Below are 12538 nucleotides of genomic sequence, written 5' to 3' on the forward strand. Positions count from 1 at the left end.
TTGGACTTCGATTGATGAAAAGGTGGACCAGAATTCATCGGAGGTCAATGGTTTGCCGTGTTGCTGTTCGATTGCGTACGGCGATCAGTGACGGTGTTCGTGGTCCTGGTGGGTGGGGTCGCCGGGGTGTTCGTGGCCTTCGGCGTAGACGACGTCCGCGCGGGCCTGGTCAAGCCAGTCGAAGAACGCGCGGCGGGCCGCTGCCCGGCGGAGTTCTCGGGTGATGGCGTCGCGGACCTGCTCGTAGGGCTGGATGTCCGAGGGTTCGGTGTAGGGGTCCACACCCCTGCGCAGGGCGTCGGGGGTGAGGTAGCGGTCCAGGTTGCGGTCGTAGTAGTCGCGTACGGCCGTCTCCGGGATCTCCTGTTCGCGTTCCAGGGCGGCGAGGAGGGCTCGGGCGGCCGGGGAGTGGGCGAGGGCTGCCGCGACGATGCTGCCCAGGTCTGCGACGTCGGTTTCGGGGATGGTGAGGAGTTGCATCGGCTCGGGGGCGTCCGGTGGGGCGAGGCCACGTTCCGCGCAGGTGCGGAGGGCTAGGTCGTGGATGACGACGATCTGGGTCGCCCAGCGCCGTTGTTGGCGGATTCGTCTTGCGGGTGCGGCATCGTTGTGGCTGGTCGCGCAGTTCCGCGCGCCCCTAGGGAGACTGGCGCCCAGGAAGATCTCCACGTGCTGCTTCGGAATCGCTTCACCCCGGACGCGCGCCGCGTATTCCCCCGTCATGGCGTCACCTCCAGCTCCACCGCCTTCGTGTACGCCACGCAGCCGTGCCAGGCCAGCTTCGCCATGAGCCAGTACGAACCCGGGGGGATCGCGGCGCCGTCCACCTCGATCGTGGACTCCAGCTGCTCCCCGCCGGGGACCGTGAAGCCCTGGCAGCCTGGCGTGACTCCGGGCCAGGTGCCCCAGGAGGAGACGGCCCACAGGGTGCCGTTGACGGGGCCGCGGGTGGTGTTGCGCAGGGTGACGGGGACCCGGGCCCGTTCGCCCCGGCGGACGGAGATCCGGTCGGTTCCCAGGTCCGCCACCAGCGTCGGGCCGGTGTGACCGGACGGTACGTCCAGGGCCACCACGTCCTCGAACGTCTGGCCGCCGTACGACAGCCGGGCGGCGAGCCAGTGGCGGCCGGGCGTGGCGTCCGGGGGCGGGGTCACCGTGATGTCCGTGAGGGTGAAGCCGCCGGGGGCGAGGGCGTAGGGGAGTTCGGCGGGTTCGGCGCTCCAGCCGGGAGGTGTCTCGAAGGTGACCGTGCCGGAGGCCGGGGCGTCGGTCAGCTCCGAGGAGACCCGGACCGTCGCGGTGACCGGGCCGTCGGCGGTGAGGGTGGTGGGGGAGAGGTATACGGCGACCGGCATGTTGCCGCGCGGGGCGGGGCCGGAGTTGTGGAGCCAGTAGCGGGTGGCGACGGGCTGGGCGGGCTCGTGGGCGGCGACGCCGGGCCCGGACCTCCGTCGGGGCGGCCGGGCGGGCGTGGCGAGGAGGGTGGCGACCTCGAAGCCGGTCAGGTCGGCTTCGAGGCCGCCGGTCTCCTCCGGGGCGAGGGACGCCCCGGGCCTTTCCAGGACGTCGGCGCGGGCGCCCGCCGTCCAGGGCACCGGTCCGGTCACCCGTGCCGTCGCGGGCCGGCCGGCCGCCTCGTGCACGCGGACCACGAGGCCCTGCCCCGGATCGACGCCGGCCTCGCTGCCCCGGGCCAGCGGGGACCCGGCCGGCTTGAGCGCGTCGAGGAGCACCTCGCCGGCGGGCTCCAGCCGCAGCAAGGCCGAGCTGCGGGGGAGCGAGCCGTCGGAGGAACGGCGGACGCGTGCCGTGAGCGGGTGGTTGTACGCGTGGCCCGCCTGCGGCAGCCGCAGGTCGCGCCAGTCGCCGGTGCCCGCGACGACCGCGTACTCGAAGGTGTGCGACCAGCGCTGGAGCTGGAAGCCCGAACCGTCCGGGGCGGTCCGGCGCGGCGGGTCGATCCAGATGCCGGACGGCCAGCCGGTGCAGGAGCGCATCAGGGACATGTAGAGGTCGCCGGAGGCGGTGACCACGCAGCCGGGCGTGCCGCGGTTGAGGATCGCGAAGCTCCGGCCGTCCCAGGCGTCGCCGGGCGGCAGGGCCTCGCCGCCGCCGGCGGCCGTCGCCGTCACCGTGAAGTCGTCCAGGTCGGCGACGACCGCGTCGACCGCCTTGGCGTCGTCCTCGGGGCGGGCGCCCGCCACCACCAGCAGCGGCAGCCGTTCCAGATCGCGCAGGTCGGCTCCGGGCACCCACTCCTCGCGCAGGCAGGCGCGCGGCGCGACCCACACGGCGGCCACGCCCCGCTCGGCGAGCTGGCGCTTCAGTTCCCGGCCGGCCGCCGGGTCCCAGCCGAGCGCCTCGGCGACCACGGCGTTGCGGTCGGGGCCGCCGACGGCGATCCGGATGTCGGGCAGGTTGGAGTCGACCTCCAGGTCGCCGTAGCGGGGGCCGCCGGCGACGGTCGAGGTCGCCGTGACCCCGGCGCGGACCAGGGCCGCCGCGAGCGGGGCACCGAGGTCGCCCGCGCTGTCCCAGTCGGGGTAGACGAGTTCGGCGACGCCGATCGCGCGGTGCCCGAGGAGCGCGCCGGAGTCGTCGTGGACGGCGACCCGGGCGGTGCAGCCGAGGCCGAACCAGGTGTTCGCCGGGTTGTCCAGCGTCCACGGGAACCGCTCGCTGTCCACCTCCACGAACCCGAAGCCGCGCCCGATCACCGCGTCCGCCACCTCGTGCACCGGCAGCCCGCCCCGGACGTCCGACGGCCACCGCACCCGGATCAGCCGGTCGGCGCCGTCGTACCCGTCGACGGTCGTGGTGAGGTCGAGCCGGTCGACGCCCTGCCAGAGCGTCAGCCGCTGGGTGCAGCGGAAGAGGCCGAGGTCGGCGGTGACGGTGACGCGGGAACCGGCGGGGGAGTGCTCGACGCGTACCTCGGCGGTCACGTCCCGGCTGCGGGCGGCGGTCGTGCCGGTCGGGGTGAGGTGCCAGGGGCCCTCCCCGAAGCGCGGGTGCCTCGGGTACTCCTCCTGGACGACGATCTCGTTGCCGATGTCCCCGTTCCGGAGCAGTTCCCGGCCGCCCTCGGTGAGCGCGCGCAGACTGCTGACGCCGCCGCCGCGCGCCGGGTCGACCGTCACCTCGTAGAACTCGTTGCGGATGGTGAGGCCTTCGCCGGGCGTCCAGCCGGGGGCGGTCCCCTCGGTGAGCGGGAGGGCCTTGAGGCCCATGCCGGGCGACTCCGGGACGACGACGTGGAGCAGGCCGTCCTCCCGGACCGCGGGCAGCCCGTCCGGTACGAGCCCCGGGTCGTCGATCGTGAGCACGTCCTGCCGTGTCCAGGTCGCGGAGTTGAACACGACCAGGTCGGGGCCGTCGCCCGGGGTGACCTGGTCGGCCAGGGCCTGGGTGGCGTCGGCGTGCACGCTCACGGCCAGGTCGTGCAGCTCCCGCCAGCCGGTCATCAGGTCGATGTAGACCTGGTCCGACTCGGAGCCGGTGATGGCGTCGTGGTGGGCGCCGTAGACGAGTTGCCGCCAGGCCTTGTCGAGGGCCGCGTCGGGGTACGGCCGGCCGGTGACGAGGGAGGCGAGCGTCGCCCAGGCCTCGGCGTCGGCGAGGAGGGTCTCGCCGTACCGCTGGGCCTGCTTGGTGTCGATGTAGGAGACGTCCTTGCCGGTGTAGATCGGGTTCATGTCGCGGGTCTGGGGCGATGCCTTGCGGCCCTCCGCCGCCAGTTCCGCGCGGACGGCGGCGAAGAAGTCCCGGGGGATCGCGCTGATGAACCGCGGCCAGACGTAGCGGGCGTTCCAGTCGCGGTGGATGTCCATCACCCAGCGGCACGGCGGCGCGTAGTCCCCGCCGACCGGGAGCAGCACGTTGCGGGTGAGGGCGACCTGCTTGAGCCGCTGGAAGAGCTGGTACGCGGCGGCCTCCGCCTCGGGCAGGGTGGGCGCGTTGTCGATCGCCCAGCCGGCGCCGTAGTGGTTGACCATGTACGCCGTCAGCAGCCCGCGGCCCGACGGGGCGATCCAGTCGAACTCGGCCGGGAACTGCATCCGGTTCGGATCGCGCGGCTCCTCGCCGAAGACCGACAGCGTCGGCCCCCACTGGTGGAACGGCCCGCGCGCCCACGAGCTGGAGCTCACCCCCGCGTCCGCCATCAGCCCCGGGAACTGCGGGTCGTGCCCGAAGGCGTCCAGCTGCCAGGCGGTCTCCGGGGACGCGCCGATGATGCCGCGCTGGTAGCCGTCGCCGTACAGGGCGTTGCGGATGGTGGCCTCGGCACCGGTGAGGTTGGTGTTGGGCTCGTTGTAGGTGCCGCCCATGATCTCCACGCGGCCGGTTCGGATCAGCTGCCGCAGGAAGGCGCGCTCCTCCGGGAAGGCGTCCCAGTAGGGCTTGAGGTAGTCGACCTCGGCGAGCACGAAGGTGTACGCCGGGTCGCGCCGGGCCAGGTCGCAGTGGGCCCGCACGAGGCTCATGCCGGACTGGCCGCGCGAGTCGAAGGTGCGGGCGGGCAGGCCGCTTGAGGCGGGGTCGTCGGCGACGTCCCAGGTCTCGGTGTAGGCGCCCTGGGTGTTCCACCAGACGGGGTCGTAGTGGAAGTGGCTGACCATGAACATGGTCCAGCCGGGTTCGGCCGCCGTGAACAGGCCCGTGCGGGAGGCGGACTCGTCGCCGTCGGTGGCGGTGACCGTGATCTCGCGGCGGTCGCCGGGGAGCAGGTCCTCGCCGGTCACGGGTATCTCGGCGCGTGCCGTGCCGTCCTCGCCGACGCTGGCCCCGGTGGTGCCGGTGAGGCCCGGGCCCTCGACGGTGAGCCGGACGGTCCGGCCCGGCGTGTGGCTCAGCTCGACGGCGACCACCTGGCGCGGCTGCTCGGTGGTCCCGGTGAAGAGCTCGGTCGACTCGACAGAGGTGACGCGCATGGGGCTCCTACGAGTGCTCTGGGGGAGCCCCATCCTGCACGGCAGGAGTGATTCAAACAACCACCTTCGCGTCAAGTTGGTGGTTCATCCATGCATGCCCGGCCAGGGTCACCTGGTCCGCCGGGACCTCACGGCATGCTGCCCGGCGATGTGGTCGGTCAGTGCCAGCGAGGCGCTCGCCCGCTGGTAGGAGAGCTGGGCGACCCGGACGTACAGGCAGTCGATGAGCACCAGCACGCTGTGCCGGGCGCCGATGCTGCCGGTGCGGAAGCTGGTCTCGGAGGACGAGGAGACGAGCCGGACGTCGGCGGCCCGGGCCAGCGGCGAGCGCGGGTCGGCCGTGATCGCGACGGTGGTGGCGCCGCGCTCCTTGGCCAGCTCGAACGGCTCGATGGTCTCGCGCGTCACCCCCGAGTGGGAGATGCCGATCGCCACGTCCGCGGGGGTGAGCAGGGCGGCGGAGGTCGTCGCGGCGTGCACCTCGGTCCAGCCGCGCACCGCGCAGCCGATCCGGAACAGCCGGGTCTCGGTCTCCTGGGCCACGGCCCCGCTGCCGCCGACGCCGTAGACGTCGATCCGGCGGGCCCGGGCGGTCGCCTGCGCCGCGCGCTCGACGGCGTCGAGGTCGATCCGGTCGATGGTCTGCTGCACCGCCCGCAGGTCCGCGGTGCCGACGACCTGCACGACCCGCTCCAGGCTGTCGTCGGGGGAGATGTCCGGGCCGATCTCGGCGGTGCCCCAGTCGGAGGCCTCGCCGCGGCCGCGCTCCTGGGCCAGTTCGATCAGCAGGTGCTGGTAGGAGTCGAGCCCGATGGCGCGGCAGAAACGGGTCACCGTCGCCTGGGAGGTGCCGGTGCGGCGGCCCAGCTCGGCGGCCGAGCAGTGGGTCACGGCGGCCGGATCCTCCAGGATCAGCTCGCCGACCTTCCGCAGGGATCCCGCCAGCCGGGGCAGCTCGGTGCGGATCAGTGTGGTGACGTCCGTGGGAGGCATGGGGAGAAGGTACCAGCCACCCTTCCGGGCGCGGATTGAATACCAGGACCCGATTGCCCGCAGGCCGAGGGCTGTGATTTATTGATTCATCGATGGAGAAGTATAGGGTGGTTCAATCCATCAGTGGGGAGTGTCGCGTGTCCGTCGAGTCTGTGAGCGCCCAGGGGTTCGCGCGGGAGAGCCTCGCCGTCCTGCAGAAGGTCATCGAGTCCTCCCGCGACGACGTGGCCGCCGCCGCGGAGCTTCTCGCCGCGTGCGTGCGCTCCGACGGGGTCGTCCAGGCCTTCGGCACCGGCCACTCGCAGGCCCTCGTCCTCGAACTCGCCGGCCGCGCCGGCGGACTGGTCCCCACCAACCGGCTGAGCATCGCCGACCTCGTCCTCTACGGCGGTGAGGACCCGTCCGTCCTCGACGACCCGCTCCTCGAACGCCGGGCCGGGGTGGCCGCGCGGCTCTACGACCTCGCCGCCCCGCGCCCCGAGGACCTGTTCGTCGTCATCTCCAACTCCGGTGTCAACAACGTGATCGTGGAGATGGCCCTGCGCGCCAAGGAGCGCGGCCACCGCGTGCTGGCCCTCACCTCCCTCACCCACACCCGGGCCGTCCCCGCCGCCCATCCCAGCGGCCGGAAGCTGGCCGACATCGCCGACGTCGTCCTCGACAACGCGGCCCCGCGCGGCGACTCCCTGCTCGAACTGCCCGGCGGCGGCTCGGTCTGCGCCCTGTCCACGCTCACCGGCGTGATGCTGGTCCAGATGACGGTCGCCGAGGCGGCCGGCCGTCTCCTCGCCGCCGGGGAGCGCCCCCCGGTCTACGTCTCGGCCAACGTGCCCGGCGGGTTCGAGGGCAACCTGGAGCTGGAGAAGAAGTACGCGGGCCGGATCCGCCGCACGGCGAGCTGAGCCGGACCCGCCCGGACCGGACGGCCGGGGCTCCTCGTCGGGGCCCCGGCCGCTTCATGTCACCCCACCGGTACGGGCGTCAGCGCCACGGCCAGCGGATAGGCGCCGGTCGCCAGCGGTGCCCCGGGTGCCGTCCTGTCATCCGCCGTTATCCGGCGCCAGGGTCTTGTCGTCATGGCACGCCAGCGCCTGACTCACCTGCGCACGTACCTTGTCGTCCCCGGCGCTGCACAGATACTCCGCGAACGCATGAGCGTCGGCGGTTCGGGAGCGCCGCACGATCGCCGCAGCGTGGATGAGCGCACGAGGGCTGATGTCCTGGCTCAGGACGTCGTGAGCCAGGCGTTGGGCCAGAGGGCCGTCGACGGTCGCCACCGCAGCGGAGAGATCGACGAGCTGGGTGGTCAGGTCGAACCTCAGAGGGCGGCGCTCAGCCAGTCGCATCACACCTCGGCCGATGACCTCCCGAATGTCGTCGAGGAGGGTCCCGACCGTCTCCTTGTCCAGCAGGTCCGCCAGTTTCTCGTCGAAGTACTCACGGTCCGCGATCCCTACCTGTGCCCGAAAGGCCTCGGTCCGCAGCGCCCAGGTGCCTTTCACCTGTGCAAGATCGTCGCTGTCGCACACGGCCAGCGACAACTGCGCGAAGGTGTTGTCGACGGAGAACTTACGGTCCTGGCGAATCAGGCCGGGCTTCTTGTCAGCCGTGCCGGAATTGCTCTCATGTCGCGGCGGGGCACTGCGGTCATGTGCGTTATTGCCGCTGCTCTCGCCACGGCCAGTGCCGTCCGCGCCGCAGGCCGCTTCATCCAGGCCTGCTGAATGGCCACTACCAGCCGGCGGCTCATGGTGGTTGCCACGGGTACCCGCCCGTCGCTGTGCGTCCCGGTCGTGCGCGGACCGTCGGTGTGGTCGGCGGTGGACGGCGTGTCGGGGCGCCGTGCTCGGTGGCGCGAACAGCTACCGCGAGTACGACGAGAGCACCGTGCTGCGGGTGAGGCAGGCCGGCACCTGCTGGGCGCCGGCCTGCCCTCCTGCGCCGCCTGGACGATCAGATGGCCCGACTCGCCGACTCCTGCGACGCCCTCACCGCGTACATCAAGGCGGTGGAACGCGTGGGCGAGCACTTCCCACCCTTCGACGGCACGGGAATGTGAGCCGTACCAGCGTGATCGTCACCCTTCACGCCTCGAGGTGCCGTCCTTTGCCTGGCAGCCTGCACGTACGGCTGCCAGACATCGCGGCACGCATCAAAGGCTGTTGGTGAGGTCAGGTCCGGAGCCGTCGTCGTACGGCTCGGGACTTGCGATTCCCAGCTCCATCGCGAGACCGAAAATCGTGGGCTCCCCCGGCTCGCCGTTCACACCGCACAATGCGTTGAGATCCTGAAGCGCAGCAGCCAGCCGGGGCGAATTACGCCGGTGTACATCAGGGTGCGGACGTCCCGAAAAATCGAACTCGATCCAGACGTCGTGATGAACGGTGAGCTCGGCGGAAAGCCCCACCGGAGCAGGTGAGACGGAGAACTCGACAAGCCGCGGCTCACGATGTGCCTCACCGTCGGCGTCGAGCCACTGCCCAGGGCCGATCACGTAGAGGTCGTCGACCTCTGCCTCGGGGAAGCCGACAGGCCGACTGGCACGAACCAGATCGGGGACGCCGGCGTCGTCCAACGGAACCGTACAGGCCAGGGTTGTCATGATGTTGATCCCGCCCGACCCGGGGACATACCAACGGTACTCCAACTGCTGCGGCAGCAAGAGGTCGTGCTTTCGCAGGACCTCGGTCATGCGCGCTGCCGTCATCAGCGCGGATTCCAATCCCGGCGGGGCGTACTCCTCCAGGTCCCAGAACCAGGAGCCACAGGGACGCGGGGCGCGCTTCAAGGTCGACATGACTACCTCACGGGAACAACGGGTGACCGTTGGACGGAACGGTGACGGAACCATCGTGGAAGCGCAGGTGGTACGTGGCCCCTGTCCTTCTCGCCTGGAATTCTACTTCCCTGAACATCTTGGCATTGAGTTCCGACATCGACTGGTGCACATCAAGAACGGCGATCTTCTTGGCGCCTGTGACCTCAGGAAGCAGCTGTTTGCCGGCGCTCTTTGCCGCACCCTTGATGCCCCCGATATTGTCGACATCTTTCAACTGGTAGCCATAATGCGGTGAGCCATCGGCGTGGAGTGTAGTGACATCCAAGTCGAGGCCGGTCGCGCCGTCCTTCAGCTCGAAAGCGAGATGCGTGAAGCCTCTGCTCTGCAGATCTGTCGCATGACTCAGCGCCATGTAGGCAGCCGGAACCATTCCCTTCTGCTCACCCTTGCTGGCCTGTTTGCACATATTGAGGATCTCGTCGTAGTTCTTGACGCCGCTCAGATGCCCGCGAGAGATCAGCTCAGCCACATCTGCACCGTAGGGCTCCTTCCCCAAAGTGCGCAGTACCTTTTCCTGATCTGCTTGGCTCATTCTTGCCCGAGTCAGCGCCTCCGTCAGCGCCTCCTTCTGGTCAGGACGCATGGGTTCTGAAGGAGGGTGTGAAGCGTGGTCACCCGTGCTGTACCGATCGGACGCTATATCGTCGATGGGACGGCCGCCCGGGTGGTCACTCCCCGACAGGTCGGGGTGGCCGCCGCCAGGTGGAACGTGACCGGCCTCAGATGAGTTGCCCGCTCCGTTGCCGCCCGCATGCTGCGGATCATCGACGCTTCCGATTGTCGGACTTTCTTTGTGGCCGCCTGAGCTCCCGTGTTCGTGGGTTTTGCCACCAGGCGCGTCCGCATCACCGCTCGAGTGGCCCGAAGGGGGCTCGTGACTGGCCGAAGGTCCCTTTGCCAGATCGTCAGCCCGACCTCCGGGGAGGTGGTCACCGCCCGCCCGGGCCTGGGGAACGGCTGCGTCGTCGCCGGTCCGTCCGACATCTCCGAGGCCGTCGTCGAGGCTGTTGCCCAGGCGGATGTGCTGTCCGGCCTGTCCGGCTTGTTCGGCGGTGTGGGTGCCGGCGCCGACCAGGGCTGGTTGCTGGGCGGGGGAGTCGACGCGTGGGGTGTCCGCGCCCGAGGCCGGGCCGGCCGGGGTGTCGGGCAGGTGTGGCTGGTCGACGACGTCGCCGGGGCCGTCGGCGGATTTCTGCAGGACGTTGCCGTGCTCGTCGAGGATGTTGCCGTCCGGGTCGTAGTAGCGGGCCGGGGCGCCGTCCTCGGTGGGGAGTTTCGTGGTGCCTTCGGGCAGGACCGGGGCGTCGTCGGGCAGTCGGACGTTGCCGTCGGGCAGTTTCGTCGCGCCGTCCGGCAGGGCCGCGCCCTCGGGCAGTTGCACGGTGCCGTCGGGGAGCTTGACCGTGCCTTCGGGCAGGGTGACGGCGTTCTCGGGCAGGGCGGGGATGTCGATGTTGCCGACGCCCTTCAGTGCCTTGCTGATGTCGCCGATCTTCGACAGGCCGGCGCCCGCGCCCTTGGCGATGTAGGTCATCGGGTCGATCACCCGGCCGGCCTTGCCCGCCACCGACAACGCCTTCGCGACCGCGCCCGCCTTGCCCGCACCCGAGGCCGCAGCCCCGGCGCCGCCGGTGAAGACCGTGGTCAGGACGTTGAAGGTGACCGCACCCGCGGCGCGGGCGGGGTTCTTGCCCCACTCGTCCCACGCCATCAGCGCCTTGCCGGTCTCCTTCATCGCGGTGCGCGAGTCACGCAGCCAGGACGGCATGTCCTTGTCCGACGCCGTCCAGAACCACGCCTGCGCCCCGGGGATCGCGGTGATGGCCAGACCGGTCGCGAGCTGGGCCAGGCCCTTCCACGCCTGGCCCATCGCCTCCCAGCCACCGAAGCCGACCAGGGTGCCCAGACCCTTGATCGTGCCCCAGATACCGTCGACGATCAGGCCGTCCCACACGAACGACTTCACCCAGTGGCCGACCTCGTACCACTTGTGCTTCTCCTCCACCGGGTCACCCCAGGGGAGTTTGGCGTTCTTCATGTCCTCGGCGTTGAAGCCGTACTGGTTCTTCTTGTCCGAACCGTCCCCGGCCACCATCTGCGTCCCGCCCCACAACGCGGTGATCTTGTTGTGGCAGGTCCGCTCCGCCGCCCAGAACGCCGCGACCGTCGCGGTGATGTCATCGCGCAGCTTGTTGTGCTCGTCGACCTTGTCCTCGTCGTACTCCCACTCGTCATCGTCCCTGACCGACGAGACGAAAGCCGCCGCGTCCGCTTTGAGCTGCTTCAGCTTCGCCACCAGCGGACGGATCTCCGTCGCGTACGACGACAGCGCGCCCGAGACCTTCTCCAGGTCGTCGGCGAAGGCGTCCGCCTTCTCCTTCACCGGCTTCGTCGTCGCGAACAACTGCTCCGCCTCCGGAGCGTGGTAGAACGCCGACAAGCCCTGGAAACGGGAGTGGATGTCACCACCGGCGTCCCGGACGTGACCCGCGTCCTTCTTCAGGTCCGCGTAGTCCGTCTCCAGCTGCTCCAGATTCCCGGTGAACTGGGGGATCTTCTCCGGCTGGATCACGCTTCCCAACCCCCGTAAGCCTGTTGCCGCCTGCTCCGGACCTAGCCCCTCCGAGCTTCAGTCAGTCAGATCATCATACGAAGGGGTGCGGGCATGGTCCGCGACCCATTACCGAACCCTCACCGGCAACCGAACTCCCTGTTGCTCGTCATCCCTGTCACCACCGGTGACGCCCGCTGGTCGACCCGTAGGCAAAGGGAGGCGGACCGGTCCGGCACCCACCTGGCTCAGGAGACGGCCGGAACGCCGCCGGTCCGACCTTGTGATCGGCGTCACATCGGGACTAGGGTGAACCGCTTGGGCCTCCTTCCGGTGAGGGAAGTGATCCCGGTGACCGTCGCCTGGGACGACATCGGCGGCCTCGTCGATGCCCATGAGCGTTTTATGGCCGGCGCCCACGTCGACCTGCCGTCCGGGCCGCCGCTCGGACTCGGCGGCATGCCGTTCGAGACGGCCGAGCTCCAACTGGCCGAGGGCAGCCAGCTCGTGCTCTACACCGACGGTCTCGTCGAGGACCGCATGCGGGACATCGACACCGGCCTGGACCAGCTGCGGACCGTCCTGGCCCGGGCCGACCGGGCGCCGGAGGAGACCTGCGAGGCGGTCCTCGACGCCCTGCTGCCGGCCCGCCCCAGCGACGACGTGGCCCTGCTCGTCGCCCGGACGCACGCGCTGGGCCCGGACCAGGTCGCCCAGTGGGACCTGCCGAGCGACCCGGCGGTGGTCTCCCGCTCCCGCGCCGCCGTCACCGAGCAGCTCGCCGCCTGGGGACTGGACGAACCGGTCTTCACCACCGAGCTCCTCGCCAGCGAACTCGTCACCAACGCCATCCGGCACGCGACCGGCCCCGTGCAGCTGCGGCTGCTCCGCGACGCTCGCTGATCTGCGAGGTCTCCGACGCCAGCGGCACCTCGCCCCGCCTGCGCCGCGCCCGCACCGAGGACGAGGGCGGCCGCGACCTGTTCATCGTCGCCCAGCTCACCGACCGCTGGGGAACCCGCTACTCACCCGACGGCAAGATCATCTGGACCGAGCAGCCGCTGCCGTGAACCCCGTCTCGGCCGACCGGCGGATCGTTTCCGCCGCGCCTCTTGACGCGGTCCGCACCCGCTCACAGACTGGCTTGACTACGTAGTCATCAGGGGTCGCACATGCTGCGACGCATGCGTGACTACGTAGTCAGACAGGCAGCAATGTGACAGT

At 70.6% G+C, this 12538-nt stretch carries 7 protein-coding genes and 1 pseudogene; 2 read left to right on the forward strand and 6 right to left on the reverse strand.

The genetic code is table 11. From position 1 onward, the window contains the following. Positions 1-84: 84 nt before the first annotated feature. The 3 genes from C1703_RS30960 to C1703_RS30970 form a co-directional block, all read right to left on the reverse strand. A complete protein-coding gene (locus C1703_RS30960; protein WP_114255920.1) occupies positions 85-723 on the reverse strand; it encodes a peptidyl-prolyl cis-trans isomerase in 639 nt (212 codons plus the stop codon). Then, positions 720-4931 (reverse strand): NEW3 domain-containing protein, encoded by a 4212-nt coding sequence (locus C1703_RS30965; protein WP_114255921.1) that lies wholly within the window; start codon positions 4929-4931, stop codon positions 720-722. Before C1703_RS30965 ends, C1703_RS30960 begins: the two co-directional genes overlap by 4 nt. A 108-nt stretch (positions 4932-5039) precedes the next feature. Next, positions 5040-5924, reverse strand: coding sequence for a MurR/RpiR family transcriptional regulator (locus C1703_RS30970; RefSeq protein WP_114255922.1), 885 nt, complete (start codon positions 5922-5924; stop codon positions 5040-5042). Between the two features lie 137 nt (positions 5925-6061). On the opposite strand from C1703_RS30970, the gene C1703_RS30975 reads away from it, so the two are divergent. Next, complete coding sequence (locus tag C1703_RS30975) at positions 6062-6826, forward strand: SIS domain-containing protein (RefSeq protein ID WP_114255923.1); 765 nt, start codon at positions 6062-6064, stop codon at positions 6824-6826. Positions 6827-6964: 138 nt separating this feature from the next. On the opposite strand, the gene C1703_RS30980 is transcribed toward C1703_RS30975, so the two are convergent. The 3 genes from C1703_RS30980 to C1703_RS30990 form a co-directional block, all read right to left on the reverse strand. Then, the gene (locus tag C1703_RS30980) at positions 6965-7465 is read right to left on the reverse strand and encodes a hypothetical protein (protein WP_114255924.1); all 501 of its coding nucleotides are present in this window, start codon (positions 7463-7465) and stop codon (positions 6965-6967) included. 611 nt (positions 7466-8076) lie between these two features. Further along, a complete protein-coding gene (locus C1703_RS30985; protein ID WP_114255925.1) occupies positions 8077-8721 on the reverse strand; it encodes a hypothetical protein in 645 nt (214 codons plus the stop codon). 7 nt (positions 8722-8728) lie between these two features. Further along, on the reverse strand, positions 8729-11335 hold the full coding sequence (locus C1703_RS30990) for a hypothetical protein (RefSeq protein ID WP_114255926.1): 2607 nt from the start codon (positions 11333-11335) through the stop codon (positions 8729-8731). Between the two features lie 399 nt (positions 11336-11734). Between C1703_RS30990 and C1703_RS30995 the strand changes: the two are divergent. Next, positions 11735-12384: pseudogene (locus tag C1703_RS30995) on the forward strand (ATP-binding SpoIIE family protein phosphatase); the annotation flags it as partial. Between the last annotated feature and the right edge of the window lie 154 nt (positions 12385-12538).

It is taken from the genome of Streptomyces sp. Go-475, assembly GCF_003330845.1.
Classification (GTDB): Bacteria; Actinomycetota; Actinomycetes; order Streptomycetales; family Streptomycetaceae; genus Streptomyces.